A 15975-nucleotide genomic window follows, 5' to 3' on the forward strand; every position below is an offset into this window, starting at 1 on the left:
GTGTTAACAGGAGCGACGCCGGGCGTTCAGCTCTCCCTCTCCTTGCTGGACGGTGCCGCTGGTTAGCGTGCGTGACACCTCACGAGCGCGGCCCAAGGCGGCGCGCTCGCACGCCGCATATCAGGGAGTCAACCTTGCGAGTCCTGGCCGTCGTCCCCGCCCGTGGAGGTTCTGCGGGCGTTCCGCTGAAGAACCTGGCCAAGGTGGGCGGCACGCCCCTGGTCGCCCGCGCGGTCGCCTCCTGCGCCGAGTCCGAGCTCATCGACCTGGTGGCCGTCAGCACCGACCACGAGGGCATCGCGGCCGCCGCCCGCGCCGCCGGTGCCCGGGTGATCGAGCGCCCCGCCGGCCTCAGCGGCGCGACGGCGTCCAGCGAGTCGGCCCTGCTGCACGCGCTCGACCAGTTCGACGCCGACCCCGAGGTCGTCGTCCTCGTCCAGTGCACCAGCGCGTTCATCGACCCCGCCGACCTGGACGCGGCCGTCGCCAAGGTGCTCGACGGCGCCGCCGACGTGGTCTTCTCCGGGCTGCCCACCCATGAGTTCGTGTGGGCGGCGGGCGACGGCGGGGTGAGCGGCGTCAACCACGACCCGGCCCACCGCCCGCGCCGCCAGGACCGCGAGCCGGAGTACCGCGAGACCGGCGCCTTCTACGCCATCCGCACCGCCGGGCTGCGCGAGCACGGGCACCGGTTCTTCGGCACGGTCGCCGTCCAGCAGGTGCCCGCGGGCCACGCGGTCGAGATCGACACCCCCGAGGACCTGGAGCTCGTCCGCGCGCTGGCCCCGTTCGCGGACCGTCCCGCGCCGCTCGACGTGGACGCGGTGATCACCGACTTCGACGGCGTGCACACCGACGATCTGGTCTACATCGACCAGGACGGCCGCGAGACCGTGGCCGTCAGCCGCTCGGACGGCCTGGGCGTCGCCCTGCTCAAGCGCTCCGGAGTCAAGATCCTGGTGCTGTCCACCGAGCGGAACCCGGTCGTGACCGCCCGCGCCCGCAAGCTCGGCGTCCCGGTGCTGCAGGGCCTCGCGTCCAAGCAGACCGCCCTGCGCGACTGGCTCAGCATCGAAGGGCTGGACCCGGCGCGGGTGGCCTACGTCGGCAACGACCTCAACGACCTCGGCTGCATGGAGCTCGTCGGCTGGCCGGTCGCCGTGCCCGACGCCCACCCCCGCGTGCGCGCCGCCGCCCGCGTCGTGCTGAGCCACCAGGGCGGCGCCGGGGCCGTGCGCGAGCTGTGCGACCGCGTGCTCGCCGCCCGTCCCGTGGACGCCGAGCCGGCCGTCGCAGGCCCGCGCGCGACGCTGCGGGTCAAGGGCGCCCCGGTCCAGATCGGCGAGTCGCTGGTCGGCCCCGGGCGGCCGGTGTACGTCATCGGCGAGATCGGCATCAACCACAACGGCGACCTGGACATCGCCCGCCGCCTCATCGACGTCGCCGCCGACGCCGGCTGCCAGGCGGTGAAGTTCCAGAAGCGCACGCCCGAGATCGCCGTGCCGGCGCACCAGCGCGACCAGATCCGCCAGACGCCCTGGGGCGAGATGACCTACCTGGAGTACAAGCACCGGGTGGAGTTCGGCGCCGACGAGTACGGCCGGATCGCCGAGCACTGCGCCGAGCGGGGCCTGGACTGGTTCGCCTCCCCCTGGGACGTGCCCTCGGTGGACTTCCTGGAGGACATGAACGTCGTCACGCACAAGGTGGCCTCGGCCAGCGTCACCGACCACGAGCTGCTGCGCCGGCTCGCCGCCACCGGCAAGCCGATCATCCTGTCGACCGGCATGTCGACGCTCGCGGAGATCGACGAGGCCGTGGAGATCCTCGGCACCTCCAAGCTGGTGATCATGCACGCCACCTCCACCTACCCGCTGCCGCCGGAGGAGGCGAACCTGCGCACGATCATCACCCTCCAGGACCGGTACGGCGTCCCGGTCGGCTACTCCGGCCACGAGCGCGGCCTGCAGATCTCCCTGGCGGCCGTCACGCTGGGCGCGGTCACCGTGGAGCGGCACATCACCCTGGACCGCACGATGTGGGGCTCGGACCACGCGGCGTCCCTGGAGCCGAGCGGCCTGGAGCACCTGGTGCGCGACATCCGGATCATCGAGCAGGCCCTAGGCGACGGGGTCAAGCGGGTCTTCCCCGGCGAGGAGGCCCCCAAGTCCCGCCTGCGCCGCGTCACCGTCTGACGCCCCGCCCGCACGACGGGCCGTACACACCTCCTAGGAAAGGACCACGGAATGCACGCGCGCCGGCGGCGGGCGGACACGGTCGCCGGCGCGGCGGCACGGGACGGGGGCCGGCGGTGACCACGCTGTCGGTCGTGGTGCCGGTGCGGGACGCCGGCCCGTTCATCGCGGACGCGCTGGCCTCGCTGCGGCGCAACGCTCGGCCGGACTTCGAGTTCATCGTCGTCGACGACGGATCGGTGGACGCCACCCCGCAGGTCATCGACGACTTCCTCGGCGAGCTGCCGCGGCTGACCGTGCTGCGCAACGCCGCGCCCGCCGGGCTGGCCGACGCCCGCAACGCCGGGCTGTCCCTCGCGTCCGGCCGGTACGTCACCTTCCTGGACGGCGACGACTGGCTGGCACGTGGGTACCTGGCCGAGCTGGTGGCGGCGATCGACGGCCTCGGCTGCGACTTCGTCCGGGTCGACCACGTCCAGGTCGAGGGACGCAGGCGGGTCGTCCACCGCGCGCCGGAGGCGAGGCGCGGGCTGGTGCTCGACCCCCGCGACGGCATCCTGCCGGCCGGCGCCAGGACGATGGTGGACTACCCCTACGCCTGGGCGGGGGTGTACCGGCGCTCGCTCGGCGACCTGCTCGCCTTCCCCGGGCACCTGCACACCGCCGAGGACCGGCCATGGATCTGGCGGCTGCACCGCGAGGCGCACTCGTTCGCGGTGGCCTCCATCGCCGGCGTGTTCTACCGGCGGATGGTCGCGACGTCGCTCACCCAGGCCGGCGACGAGCGGCAACTGCACTTCTTCGACGCCTTCCGCCTGGTGTTCGACCAGATCGAAGGCGAGCCGCACCTGCTGCCCAAGGCGGTGCGCACCTTCCGCGCCCTGCTCGCCCACCACCTGGAGCTCGGCGACCGCCTCACCCCCGCGCTGCGGGCCCGCTTCGAGGCCAGGGCGCGCGAGGTCCTGGCCGGGCTTCCCGCGGACCTGCTCGCCCGTACGGGGCTGGACGAGGAGCGCGAGGCCCTGATCGGTCACCTGCTCCCCCGCCCCCCTGAGCAGACCGAGGAGCGTCCGGCATGACGCAGGTCTTCTACAGCTCCACCCTGTTCGGGACGATGACGCTGGCGGCGGCCATGGACGCGGGCAGGTTCGGCCCGCACGACGGCCACCGCGTCCTGCTGGTGTCCAACAACGCGGCCATCCCCGAGGTCACCCCGTCCCTGGACGAGGCCCCCGGGTTCGCGGCACTGCGGCCGCGGTTCGACGAGGTCCGGTCGTGGAACGACATCGTGGCGCCCTTGCACCCTTCCGACTGGAAGGCCCGCGTCATCGAGGTCCCGATGCTGGAGCGCCTGCTGCGCTCCCACCTGTCGCTGGGCGAGGGCGCCGGCGAGCTGGTGCTGGAGTCGGTGGCGGTGCCGCCGGCCAGGACGGTCGCGGCGCTGATCCGCGACTGCCCGATCACGGTGTACTCCGACGGGCTGATGGGCTACGGACCGACGCGCGACCCGCTGCCGTCGGAGATCTCCGGCCGGATCACCCGGCTGCTCCACCTGGACCTGCTGCCGGGCCTGACCCCGCTGCTGCTGCGCGAGGCGGGCGTCGCGCCCGACCCGCTGCCGGACGCGGCGTTCCGGCGGGTGCTGGAGGACATGCCCGCCGTGGAGGGCCTGTACGGGGAGGCGGTCATCCTCGGTCAGTACCTGTCGGCGCTCGGCATCGTCACCGCCGAGGAGGAGGCGGAGCTGCACGCCGGGATGCTGCGCGCCCTGGCCGCGCGCGGCCACCGCGGCGTGCTGTTCAAGCCGCACCCGGCGGCCGGCGGCCGGCACGCCCGCGAGCTGCGCGCGGTGGCCCGCGAGCTGGGCGTGGACCTGTGCGTGGCCGGCGACAGCGTGCCCGCGGAGGTCTGCTTCCTCGCGCTGCGGCCCGAACTGGTCGTCGGCTGCTTCTCCACCGCGCTGCTGACCGCGCGCCGGCTGTTCGGCGTCCCGATCGCGACCATGGGCTGCGACGTCGTCCTCGAACGGCTGACCCCCTACGAGAACGGCAACCGCGTGCCGGTGACCATCGTCGACGCCACCGTGCCGCGCCTGGCGCCGGACGGCTCGATCGCCGAGCCGCCCGAGGCCGACCTGCGGGCGCTGGTGGAGGCGGTCGGCTTCTGCATGCAGAGCGAGCACCACCCGGCGCTGCGCGAGGCCGCGGCCCGCTACATCGAGACCCACGGCCCGCAGGCCCGCTACTTCAAGAACCGCCGGCTGGCCTCCGTCGGCCTGCTCCCGCCCCCCGAGCCCGCCCAGCCGGCCAGACCCCGCCCCCTCACCCGCCTGCGCCGCGCACTGTCTCGTTAGCGCACTGCGGCGGGAACCCGTTGTGGCGCGAACCTGTCAGCCGTGGGACGCCGGTGGCCGGCAGAAGGCGGTGCGGGCCGCGTCGGCCGTGTCAGCCGTGTCAGTCGCGTCGGCCGAAGCCGGGGCCGCGCCTCCGCACGGGGTGAAGGCGGACAGTATGGCGTAGTAGGCGGGCTTCTTGTTGTAGTCGCGGTCGATCGGCAGGGGCGTGCCGCCGCTGCGCCAGGAGTATCTGTCGGTCACGCCCCACACGGTGATGCCGGTGCAGCGCGGCACCATCAGGCAGGAGGCGACCGCCCTGCCGTACGCCTGGGCCTGGGCGGCGCCCGAGCCCTCGATGTCCAGCTCGGTGATCTGGACGTCCACGCCGAGCGCGGCGAACTGGGCGATGGTCTGCGCGTACCCGGCCGGCATCGGCGTCGTGGCGCTGAAGTGCGACTCCAGCCCGACGCAGTCGATCGGCACGCCCCGGTTCTTGAAGTCCTTGATCAGGGCGATGACGGAGCGGGTCTTGGCGGCCGCGGGGTCCTCGATGCCGTACTCGTTGAGGCACAGCCGGGCGCCGGGGTCGGCCGCGCGGGCGGTGCGGAAGGCCGTCTCGATGTAGGAGTCGCCGAGGCGCCGCTGGAACAGGCCGGGGCGCACGCCGCCGAAGTCGGCGAACGCCTCGTTCACCACGTCCCAGCTGTAGATCTTCCCCCGGAAGTGGCCGGCCACCGCGGTGATGTGGTCGGTGAGCGCCCGGAGGGTGTCCTGGGTGGTGGACAGGTTGCCCGTCCAGGCCGAGTGCGGGGAGTCGACCAGGCTGTGCCCGCGCACGCGCATGCCCTTGCTCTCGGCGTGGGCCACGACGGCGTCGGCGGCCGTGAAGTTGAACTGCCCGCGCACCGGTTCCACCGCGTCCCAGTGCATCTCGGTCTCGGGCGTCACGGAGGTGAACTCCCGGTCGAGGACGGTCGCGTAGGGCACCTCGCCGAGATGCTGGGCGTTGACGGCCGCGCCGAAGTAGCGGCCGGTGGCCGCGGCCGCCCCTCCGAGTGTGGCGGCCGCCGCGCCGGCCGGGGCGGTCAGCGAGGGCGAGGCCACCGCACCTAGGACCGCGACGGCGGCGAGCGCGGTACGCGCGGCCGCGATCCTGGAGAATCCCGCCATGCCCGTCCTCCCGTCGCCCGGAGCGTCGACGTCACTCATTGTGAGCGGACGCCGGAAGTTGTCAACGCGGCGTGGAAAGTTTCGCCGGCCGGACAGGGGCCGCAGGGCCCATGCCTCCGCTGATGCCGACCGGGCGGCGCGAAAGTTTCACGCCTCCCTTCCCGGAATCAGCCGAGCGCCTTCAGGTAGCGGCGCACGCGGCGGCGCGCCCGATAACCGGCGCGCAGCACGTTCGGCGGGACCTCCACCCGCAGGCGGGCCCGCCGCCGGGCGGCCACGTGCTCGGGTCCGGTGAGCAGCGGCCGCGCCGGGGCGAGCCGCCCGGCGCGCGCCTCGGCGACCAGCGCGTCCAGCCGGGGCACCCAGTCGCCGGCGGCCGGGTCGTGGAAGTAGTTGGCCTCGCACCACGCGGCCGCCGGGTGCCGCAGGTCGCCGTTCGCCAGGTCCTCCAGCGTGCCCAGGCACCCGCTGTCCTCGAACACCAGGTTGATCATCTCGGCGCTGACCCCGAAGTCCGACAGGACGAGCAGCGGCACCCGGCCGGCTATCGCCTCCAGGGCCGCGGTGGAGCTGACCGTCACGAAGCCCGCCGCCGCGGCCAGGTGCTCGTGCATGGCGCCGGCGGCGAACCTGATCGCGCCGGGCCGCACCGCGCCGGAATCCACCAGCGACCGCCAGAGGCGCTCGTAGTGGTGGCGCTCGTTGTGGGTCTGGCGCTCGTTCTCCAGGGCGCGCAGCTTGACCACGACGTCCAGGTCGGGACGGGCCTCGGCCAGCCGGGCGAGGGCCAGCAGGATGCTCTCGCGGTCCTCTCGCCGCTTGGGCACCTTCGCCTGGGTGGCGAACACCAGACGGTCGCCCGTCCCGCCGCCGGGGGCGCGGTGGTCGAGGTAGGGCAGGCGGGCCAGGGCCATCGAGCCGGCCGCGCCCAGTTCCTCGCCGATGCGCCCGAACTCCTCGACCTCCCTGCCGCTGTGCACGACGAACAGGTCGCAGCCGCCCCGGTAGAGCCAGGCCTTCTCGGTGGCGGGGATCGAGATGCCCGGCAGGCCGGACACGAAGACCGGCCGGGGCCGCAGTCCGTCGAACACGTCGCTGAGCAGCACGTCCACCACCGGTCCCGTGCAGGCCAGCAGGATGGCGTCGGGCCGGTCGCGCTCGGCGGCGCGGCGCAGCGCCCGCGCCGACACCACGGCGGGCGGCTCGCCCGCGCCGGACCGGGTACCGCTGACGGCGGCGCCGATCTGCGCCCGCGACGGCGCGATCGGCGTGCGCACGACGGCCAGCGTCGAGGTCCAACCGGCCGGAAGCTGGTCGAGAAGACCCGCCGCCCATTTCAGATACGAGTCCGAATCGGCGACAGCGAGAATCCGGCTCAAGGAGCAGCCCTTTCGTGCGCGAACATCTGGAGATGCGATCGGAGGGAGACCGTCGCGGAGGGAGTCCACCAGTCGTCGGGCACGTCCACGGTCTCGACGGGCACCCCGCGCGCGCCCAGCAGGACGCGCAGCGAGGTGACGGCCGTGGACGGCAGGCTCAGCACGCGCTGGCCGGGCCGCAGGTCGCGCAGCGTCATCTCGACCGGCGCCCCGGCGTCGTACACGGTGACGCCGGGGTGGTCGCGGACGGCCGCCAGGTCGCCGGGGTCCTCCCGGCGGTGCGGATAGTAGGCCAGCGGCCCTTCGAGCCCGAAGAGCCATGCCAGGTAACGCTCGCGGCGGATCAGCCCGTTGCGCACCAGCGAGGTGCCGAGGACCACCGTGTTCTCCGCCGGCCGGGGATGGGCGGCCACGGGCTGGGAGCGCAGCCAGGGGAAGTCGTGGGTGACCAGCTCGGCGCCGAGCCCGCGCACGGCGCCGGCCAGGCCGACCGGGACGGGCAGGGCGGTGAACACGGTGAGCCGTCCGGCCCTGGCCGCGGCGCGCAGACGGAGCCCCGCCGCGACGCCGAGGGCCCGGCGGGACGGCCCTGCCTGGGACCGGGCGCGCAGCAGCGGGGCGCCGAGGCCGGCGGTCAGCTGTTCGAGCAGGCGGATCGTGGCCAGGCCGTCGTCGACGACGACCATGCGCGAGGGGAAGGCGGTCAGCGAGGTGAGCTGCATCCTGCCGGAGAACGCGTCGCCGAGGACCCAGGCGGCGCGCCGGCCGGGACGGGGCAGGCCCGCCTCGGCGGTCTCGATGCTCAGCCCGGCGGGGAGCTCCAGCGCGTCCAGCTCGGCGCGGGTGACGCGCAGGCCGGGCAGCCTGCCGCGGGTCACCACGCGCGTGCCCGGCCCGATCACTCCGGCGTACCGCGCCTCGACCGCGCACAGCAGCTGGAGGGGCGACTCCACCCAGGCGACGGCCGACCTCTGCTCCCGTACGCGGCTTCGGCCGTTCCTCTCCACGCCGGGCATTGACACGTTCACGACGACACGCAACCTAGCCGGGCGACGCGACGAAGGGGGGAACGCACGATGAACGGCGGCCGACGGCGGCCGAACCGTCGCCGGACGCGGGCCCGCGTCACGGCCGTCGCCTGAGTAACGCCCGTCTCGTTTGACACTGAAGGCACCCGGCGCTTGAAGTACCACTTCCGGCCGCGCCGTCCCGGCGGCTCCCGGATCGTCCCGCCAGCGGGCCGGGCGCGGCGGCCGGGCCAGAGCCGGCGGTGACCTGCCCGCGTCGCGGCAGGTCAACCCCCGGCCGTGCGCGGCGCACGCGGGCGGCGGCATGCACGCTTTAGCGCTCGCGAATCCTGTCCTGGCGAGAGATTTGTCCTACTTGCATCATGTTTGTCCGATGTATTACTCTCGGAGGAATCCCGGCGCGGGTACCGCCCATCTGGGCGAGCCTCCCGTACCGCTGAGATTGCCCGGCGCGGCCGGTCCTCTGCGGAGAGCCCTCTCCCGCCGTCACGCGCTACCGCCGAATCCGCTCCCACGCGGAACCGGGGACCCACCTCCCTTGGGGTGAATCAGTCGCGCCCGCCCACGGACGCGCCTGTAGGGCGAACCTTCACGCCCGAACCCGTCAGCTAACTCGGTAGGCGGCCGGAAGAAGGAGTTTCAGCTTGTCCATGTTCTCCATGCTCCCGCATCGGCTCCTGGATGCCCCGAAGAACCAGCTGAAGGCTTTCGTGTTCGGCGGCCTCGTGCTCGCACAGGCCGTCACCGGCACCGCGCTCGCGGCGCACGCCGACTCTTCTCCGAAGGACAACGTCGTCGGCGTCGCGCGCAAGGAGGCGGCCAAGGCGATGCGACTCCCCTCCCGGCAGGTCTCCGCCCAGCAGCTGCTGGCGCTGGCGGAGAAGCAGGTCGGGATCAGCGAGAACAGCGAGGGCGGCGGCACCAAGTTCCAGGCCTGGTACATGAGCTCCCCGCGCGCCAAGGAGACGGTGGCCCGCGACACCGGCACGATCGCCGGCTACGCGAACGCCTCCTGGTGCGACATGTTCGTCTCCTGGGTGGGCGCCCAGCTCGGCATGCAGGACACCGTCGGCTCCGACGCCTACACCGTCACCCACGCCAAGTGGTTCGCCTCCCAGGGCCGCTGGGGCACCACGCCCAAGCCCGGCGCGGTGGTGTTCTTCGCCTTCGACGGCAGCAAGAGCGTGGACGGCATCGAGCACGTCGGCTTCGTCATCAAGGACAACGGCGACGGCTCCATCCAGACCATCGAGGGCAACACCAGCGGCGGCCGGGTCGAGATCCGCACCCGGCCGACCTCCCAGGTCGCCGGATACGGCTATCCCAGCTACGCGGCCTGACCTTTCCGCTCTCCCCGCGCCTCATCCCATGGCGTCCCCGTCGCCTCCCCGCGGAGGACGCCGCGCCGCGCCGCGCGGCCGGGCCCACTCCCCCGGCCGCCCGGCGCCGGCGCTCTGGGCGGCGCGGCGCGCCGATCGTCCCGGTCGTCCTGAACGTCCCAATCGGCCTGCCCGAACCCGTACGGGCGGCTTCACCAGTGGCGCATGGATGATTTGCGCCCGACTGTGCCGCATGCGATGGGAGCGCTCCCAATGCTGCCAACGGGGTTTATGGGAGCCCGTAGACGGTTTTCTTCCTCCTAATCGCCACAGGAGTAACAGTTAGGTTTCGGCATATTGACGCCAGCATTGCCCGTCGGGGACCCTTCGTGGGAGCGCTCCCAAATATCGCTCGCAGGTTCACTCCCCGCGAGATCACGACTGAGGGATCCAGCACATCGTGGGCCCGACTGTCGGGGCCGGCCCTCGATGCACCTCCCAATGATCGGGCAACCACCTGAGAGGGGTCCGGAATGATGAACAAAATGCGCCGCGGCAGACTGCTCGCGGTCGCATCGGTGATGACGGCAGCGCTCGGCATCACCACCGCTTGCTCCTCCGGCGACACCGGCGGCGACACCGGCGGTTCGTCGTCGGCCGCGCCTGCCGAGAAGATCACTCTTACGCTGCAGACGTTCGGCGGCGGTACCAACTTCGGGTACAAGGCCGCCGTTGCGAAGTGGAACAGCGACCACCCGAACGTCCAGGTCAAGTACAACAACCTGACCGACAGCTTCGAGAACGTCTACTGGCCCCAGATGCTGCAGTGGCTGCAGTCGGGGACCGGCGCCGGTGACGTGGTCGGCATCGACGAGGGCGGCATGGGCCTCGCCAAGGCCCGTCCCCAGTTCTTCACCGACCTCGGCCAGTACGGCCTGCAGAGCCGCCAGGCCGACTTCCCCGCGTGGAAGTGGGAGAACGGCATCAACAGCGAGGGCAAGCTGTTCGCCCTCGGCACCGACGTCGGCGGCATGAGCATCTGCTACCGCTCCGACCTGTTCAAGAAGGCCGGGCTGCCCACCGACCGCGAGGAGGTCGGCAAGCTCTGGAGCGGCGGCTGGGAGGACTTCATCAAGGCCGGGCAGGACTTCCAGGCCAAGGTCAAGGACGCCAAGTTCGTCGACAGCATCAACACCATCTACAACGTGGTGCTGGCGCAGGAGGCCGCCAAGAACGGCAACGTCACCTACTTCGACAAGAACCAGCAGCTCATCGTCGACAAGAACCCGGCCGTCCGGAGCGCGTTCGACATGGCGACGAAGATGAGCCAGGGCGGTCTGACCGCCAAGCTGCAGAACTTCACCGACGGCTGGAACACCGGCTTCGTGAAGTCGCAGTTCGCGACGCTCGGCTGCCCCGGCTGGATGCTCGGTGTCGTCTCCGGCACGGCGGGCGACAAGTTCAAGGGCAAGTGGGACGTCGCGACGGTGCCCGGCGGCGGCGGCAACTGGGGCGGCTCCTGGCTCGCGGTGCCCAAGCAGTCCAAGCACCCGAAGGAGGCCGCGGAGCTGGCCAGCTACCTGACCAGCGCCGACGCCCAGCTGATGGCGTTCAAGGAGGGCGGCAACCTGCCCAGCACCATCCCGGCGCAGGACAACCCCGAGCTCCAGAGCGCGACCAACGAGTACTTCAACAACGCGCCCATCGGCAAGATCTTCGGGCCGTCCATCAAGTCGCTTCAGCCGATCTTCCTCGGTGAGAAGCACGCGCAGGTCAAGCGCGAGGTGGAGCAGGTGCTCAACGGCCTGGAGCAGGGCTCGGTGCCCGCGGCCGAAGGCTGGCAGAAGTTCGTCGAGGCGGGTCAGAAGGCGGCGGGCTGACAGTCCACCGGTCGTCACCGGCTCGCCGGGGCACCTGCCCCGGCGAGCCGGTGACCTGCCGTCGTGAGCGACGCGGCGGTGATGCGACCCATCACCGCCCTCGCTCCGAGCGGGCCCTCTTCCAGTCGTACCGATGCCGAGCTTGGTTATCGCTTGGTAGCGGACACACCATCGACCGTTACCGACGAAAGAAGGAGAATGGGGCTTCCACCCCGTGGCCGCCGGCCAGGGGGAACGCCCCGGAAATCCGATGAGCGTCAACCTCCACACGCAGCGGGCGGACCCGGCGCCTCCGCCGCCGCGGCCGGGACGCCACCATTCGCGCTCCCGCCGCCGCATCTGGTCGCAGTTCGACCTCAAGGCGACCCCATACTTTCTGATCTCTCCGTACTTCATCCTGTTCGCGATCTTCGGTCTCTTCCCCCTGGTGTTCACCCTATGGGTTTCGCTCCAGGATTACGGGCTCGCCGGCGGCGACGCCGAGTTCACCGGGCTGGAGAACTACGCCAAGCTCCTGGCCGACGCGGACTTCTGGAACGCGGTCATCAACACCGTCGGCATCTTCGTCCTCGCCACGGTGCCGCAGCTCGTCCTCGCTCTCATGCTCGCCAACGCGCTCAACAAGCGCCTGCGCGGGCGGCTGTTCTTCCGGCTGGGCGTGCTGGTGCCGCTGGTGACCTCCGTCGTCGCCGTCGCCATCGTGTTCACCCAGCTCTACGGCCGTGACTTCGGCCTGATCAACTGGCTGCTGAGCTTCGTGGGCGTCGACCAGCACATCGACTGGCAGAGCGCCAAGTGGTCGTCCTGGACCGCCATCGCGACCATGGTCGACTGGCGATGGACCGGCTACAACGCGATCATCTACCTCGCCGGCATGCAGACCATCCCGCGTGACCTCTACGAGGCGGCCTCGATCGACGGAGCCTCCCCGCGGCGCCAGTTCTGGCAGATCACGCTGCCGATGATCCGCCCGACCATCATCTTCACCGTCTTCGTCTCGACGATCGGCGGCCTCACGCTGTTCGCCGAGCCCGTCATGTTCGCCAGCAACCGGATGGACGGCGGCGCCACCGGTCAGTTCCAGACGATCGCGATGTACATCGTCGAGCAGGGCTTCCGCAACTTCGACTACGGCTACGCCGCGGCGGCCGCCTGGCTGCTGTTCGTCCTGATCCTGCTCGGTGTCGGCATCAACTACGCGTTCGTCCGCCGGATCGGAGGCAGTAAGTGACCACGATCACGCAGGCCGGGCCGGCGCGGAGGGAGAGCGCGCGCAGCAAGCGGGACCCGTTCCGCGCCACGCCGCTGACGAAGATCGTCCTCGGCGTCACCGTGCTGCTGTCGATCTTCCCGATCTACTGGATGATCATCATCGCGTCTCGGACCAACTCCGAGGCGGTCGACGTGCCCCCGCCGCTGCTGCCCGGCGGCAACCTCGGCGAGAACATCCAACGCGTGCTCGCCACCGAGGACGCGCACTTCATAACGGGTCTGGTGAACTCGCTGATCGTCACCTCGACGGTGACGATCTCCGTCGTGCTCATCTCGACGTTCGCGGGTTTCGCCTTCGCCAGGCTCCACTTCCGCGGCCGCAACCTGCTGCTCGGCTCCATCCTCATCACGATGATGGTGCCGCTCCAGCAGATGGGCATCGTCCCGCTCTACCAGCTCATGGTGAACCTGGGCTGGGTCGGGACGCTCAAGGCCGTCATTCTGCCCTACCTGCTCAACGGCTTCGGCGTCTTCCTGATGACGCAGTACACCGATCAGGCCGTGCCAGAAGAGCTGGTCGAGGCGGCGCGGGTGGACGGCGCGTCCACCATGCGCATCTGGTGGAACGTGATCCTGCCCGCCGTGCGGCCCGGCATGGCGGTGCTGGCACTGCAGACGTTCATGCTCAACTGGAACGAGTTCATGTGGCCTCTGATCGTCCTGAGCCCGGACAACCCCACGGTTCAGGTGTCGATCAGCTTCCTCACCGCGGCACACAGCACGGACTACGTCCTGATCTTCACCGGAACGGCTCTATCCGTACTACCGCTAGTTGTCGTTTTCGTCGCGTTCGGCCGGCAGATCGTCGGCGGACTCATGGAAGGTGCGGTCAAAGCGTGACCACGCAGGAGACTCAACCCCAGACCGGCATCCCCGCCCTCGCGTTCCCCACCGGCTTCGTCTGGGGCGCCGCCACCTCGGCGTACCAGATCGAAGGGGCCACCGACGTGGACGGGCGCGGGAGGTCCATCTGGGACTCGTTCGTCCGGCAGCCGGGCCGCATCCTCAACGGCGAGAACGCCGATGTGGCCATCGACCACTACCAGCGTTACCGTGACGACGTGGCCGTCATGGCGGATCTCGGGCTGACCGCCTACCGGTTCTCGGTCTCCTGGCCGAGGATCCAGCCCGACGGGGCCGGGGCGGTCAACCAGGCGGGCCTCGACTTCTACCGGCGGCTGGTGGACGAGCTGCTGGCCAACGGCATCGAGCCCTGGCTCACCCTGTACCACTGGGACCTCCCCCAGGCGCTCGAGGACCTCGGCGGCTGGCCTGTACGCGACACGTCGAAGCGCTTCGCCGATTTTGCCACCTGCGTCCACCAGGCGCTCGGCGACCGCGTCAAGCAGTGGAGCACCGTCAACGAGCCCTGGTGCGCGGCCTTCCTCGGCTACTCCTCGGGCGAGCACGCGCCGGGACGGCGCGAGCCGGCCTCCTCGATCAGGGCCGCCCACCACCTCAACCTCGCCCACGGCCTGGCCGTCCAGGCCCTGCGCGCCCAGGGGTCGGGGGTGAACATCGGCGGGTCGGTCAACCTGTACGCCATCAGCCCGGCCACCGACGACGCGGCCGACCTGGACGCCGCCCGGCGCATCGACGGCCTGCAGAACCGGTTCTTCCTGGACGCGCTGCTGAAGGGCGCCTACCCCGAGGACGTCCTTGAGGACCTGAGCGCGGTCACCGAGATCGACTTCATCGAGGACGGCGACCTGGCCACCATCTCCACCCCGTTCGACACCCTCATGGTGAACTACTACAGCCGGTTCACCGTGTCCGGTAAGCCCGGGGGTGCCGCCTCCGCGGCCGCGGCGCCCACCGGCGCCGGGTCGCCGTGGCCGGGCAGCGAGCACGTGTCCTTCGTCAACGGCGGCCGGCCGGTCACCTCGATGGGCTGGGAGATCGACGACCTCGGCCTGTACGAGGTGCTCCAGCGCGTCGCCACCGAGTACCCGAGCATCCCGCTGGTCATCTCGGAGAACGGCGCGGCGTTCGACGACGTCGTCGTGGACGGCACGGTCGACGACCAGGAGCGCCTGGCCTACATCGAGGCGCACCTGCGCACCTGCCACACCGCCATCGAGGCGGGCATCCCGCTCAAGGGGTACTTCGCCTGGTCCCTGATGGACAACTTCGAGTGGGCCTGGGGCTACGGCAAGCGCTTCGGCCTGGTCTACGTCGACTACGAGTCTCAGCGCAGAACCCCCAAGTCCAGCGCCTTCTGGTACGCCGAAACCATCCGCAGAGGCGGCCTGCTGGGTCCGGCAGAATAAAGCTCAACTGTCAGGAGGGGGCTAACTTGATGAACGGGGACCGCCGCTCGGGAGCGCGACCGACCCTAGAGGCCGTCGCCGCTCGCGCCGGGGTCGGCCGCGGCACGGTGTCGCGCGTCATAAACGGCTCGCCGAAGGTGAGCGAGAAGGCGCGCGAGGCCGTGCAGCAGGCGATCGACGAGCTCGGCTACGTGCCGAACCGGGCGGCGCGCACCCTGGTCACCAGACGCACCGACACGATCGCCCTGGTCGTGTCGGAGTCCGAGCAGCGCATCTTCGACGAGCCGTTCTTCGCGGGCATCATCCGCGGCATCGGCTCGTCGCTGTCGGAGACCGGGCTGCAGCTCATATTGACGATGGCGCAGTCCACCGACGAGCACGAGCGCCTGGAGCTCTACCTCACCGGCCAGCACGTGGACGGCGTCCTGCTGATCTCGCTGCACGGCGCCGACCCGCTGCCCGGCCGGCTCGAGGAGATGGGCGTGCCCACCGTCCTCGGCGGCCGGCCGGTCGGGTTCACCCCGTTCAGCTACGTGGACATGGACAACCGGGCCGGCGCCCGGCAGGCGGTCAAGTACCTGCTCGGCAGGGGCAGGCGGCAGATCGCCACCATCGCCGGCCCGCAGGACATGGGCGTGGGCGTCGACCGTCTGGCCGGATACCGCGACGCGCTGCTGGCCACCGGCATGCACGAGATCGTCGCCTACGGCGACTTCAGCGAGGCCAGCGGCGTCACGGCGATGGAGCGCCTGCTCCAGCAGCATCCGACGCTGGACGCCGTCTTCACCGCCTCCGACCCGATGGCCTTCGGCGCGATGCGGGTGCTCAAGGACCACGGCAAGATCATCCCCGATGACGTGGCGGTGATCGGCTTCGACGACTCCGCGATCGCCGCGCACACCGTGCCGCCGCTCACGAGCGTCCACCAGCCGACCGAGGACATGGGCCGCCAGATGGCGCAGCTGCTCGTCTCGCGCATCAACGGCGAGCGGCTGGAGCAGCCGGTCGTCATATTGGACACCCATCTGGTCGAGCGCGGCTCGGCCTGACCACGCCGGCGGCCTGGCTCCCCGTATGACCGGGGGCCGGGCCGCCGGCGCGCACCGCCCACCCCCCGAAGGAGAACC

The 15975-nt window shown here is 71.3% G+C and carries 12 protein-coding genes and 1 riboswitch; of the genes, 9 read left to right on the top strand and 3 right to left on the bottom strand.

Features of this window, described 5'->3' with window-relative positions:
- Window positions 1–134: 134 nt before the first annotated feature.
- The 3 genes from ACZ6QO_RS22145 (at window position 135) to ACZ6QO_RS22155 (ending at window position 4548) form a co-directional block, all read left to right on the top strand.
- Window positions 135–2195, top strand: coding sequence for an N-acetylneuraminate synthase family protein (locus ACZ6QO_RS22145; RefSeq protein WP_465853381.1), 2061 nt, complete (start codon window positions 135–137; stop codon window positions 2193–2195).
- A 116-nt stretch (window positions 2196–2311) separates the two neighbouring features.
- On the top strand, window positions 2312–3274 hold the full coding sequence (locus tag ACZ6QO_RS22150; protein ID WP_465853383.1) for a glycosyltransferase family 2 protein: 963 nt from the start codon (window positions 2312–2314) through the stop codon (window positions 3272–3274).
- A complete protein-coding gene (locus ACZ6QO_RS22155; RefSeq protein ID WP_465853385.1) occupies window positions 3271–4548 on the top strand; it encodes a polysialyltransferase family glycosyltransferase in 1278 nt (425 codons plus the stop codon). The genes ACZ6QO_RS22150 and ACZ6QO_RS22155 overlap by 4 nt, the downstream gene beginning before the upstream one ends.
- Before the next feature lie 36 nt (window positions 4549–4584).
- Here the strand turns inward: ACZ6QO_RS22155 and ACZ6QO_RS22160 are convergent, their stop codons facing one another.
- The 3 genes from ACZ6QO_RS22160 to ACZ6QO_RS22170 form a co-directional block, all read right to left on the bottom strand.
- Window positions 4585–5700 carry an endo-1,4-beta-xylanase gene (locus tag ACZ6QO_RS22160; protein ID WP_465853387.1) on the bottom strand — a complete coding sequence of 372 codons (1116 nt, stop codon included), beginning with the start codon at window positions 5698–5700 and terminating at the stop codon, window positions 4585–4587.
- Between the two features lie 167 nt (window positions 5701–5867).
- The gene (locus ACZ6QO_RS22165; RefSeq protein ID WP_465853389.1) at window positions 5868–7079 is read right to left on the bottom strand and encodes a DUF6716 putative glycosyltransferase; all 1212 of its coding nucleotides are present in this window, start codon (window positions 7077–7079) and stop codon (window positions 5868–5870) included.
- Complete coding sequence (locus tag ACZ6QO_RS22170; RefSeq protein ID WP_465853391.1) at window positions 7076–8107, bottom strand: hypothetical protein; 1032 nt, start codon at window positions 8105–8107, stop codon at window positions 7076–7078. Before ACZ6QO_RS22170 ends, ACZ6QO_RS22165 begins: the two co-directional genes overlap by 4 nt.
- A 487-nt stretch (window positions 8108–8594) precedes the next feature.
- Window positions 8595–8746, top strand: a riboswitch (cyclic di-AMP (ydaO/yuaA leader).
- A gap of 11 nt (window positions 8747–8757) precedes the next feature.
- Between ACZ6QO_RS22170 and ACZ6QO_RS22175 the strand changes: the two genes are divergently transcribed.
- The 6 genes from ACZ6QO_RS22175 (at window position 8758) to ACZ6QO_RS22200 (ending at window position 15897) form a co-directional block, all read left to right on the top strand.
- Window positions 8758–9447, top strand: coding sequence for a CHAP domain-containing protein (locus ACZ6QO_RS22175; protein ID WP_465853662.1), 690 nt, complete (start codon window positions 8758–8760; stop codon window positions 9445–9447).
- Window positions 9448–9971: 524 nt separating this feature from the next.
- A complete protein-coding gene (locus ACZ6QO_RS22180; RefSeq protein WP_465853393.1) occupies window positions 9972–11306 on the top strand; it encodes an ABC transporter substrate-binding protein in 1335 nt (444 codons plus the stop codon).
- Window positions 11307–11556: 250 nt separating this feature from the next.
- Entirely contained in the window at window positions 11557–12537 is a 981-nt protein-coding gene (locus ACZ6QO_RS22185) for a carbohydrate ABC transporter permease (RefSeq protein WP_465853395.1), read from the top strand.
- 5 nt (window positions 12538–12542) lie between these two features.
- Complete coding sequence (locus tag ACZ6QO_RS22190; RefSeq protein WP_465853663.1) at window positions 12543–13418, top strand: carbohydrate ABC transporter permease; 876 nt, start codon at window positions 12543–12545, stop codon at window positions 13416–13418.
- A complete protein-coding gene (locus tag ACZ6QO_RS22195) occupies window positions 13415–14848 on the top strand; it encodes a GH1 family beta-glucosidase (protein WP_465853397.1) in 1434 nt (477 codons plus the stop codon). Before ACZ6QO_RS22190 ends, ACZ6QO_RS22195 begins: the two co-directional genes overlap by 4 nt.
- 29 nt (window positions 14849–14877) lie before the next feature.
- The gene (locus ACZ6QO_RS22200; RefSeq protein WP_465853399.1) at window positions 14878–15897 is read left to right on the top strand and encodes a LacI family DNA-binding transcriptional regulator; all 1020 of its coding nucleotides are present in this window, start codon (window positions 14878–14880) and stop codon (window positions 15895–15897) included.
- Window positions 15898–15975 lie beyond the last annotated feature (78 nt).

This window comes from Sphaerisporangium sp. NPDC049457 (assembly GCF_055586705.1).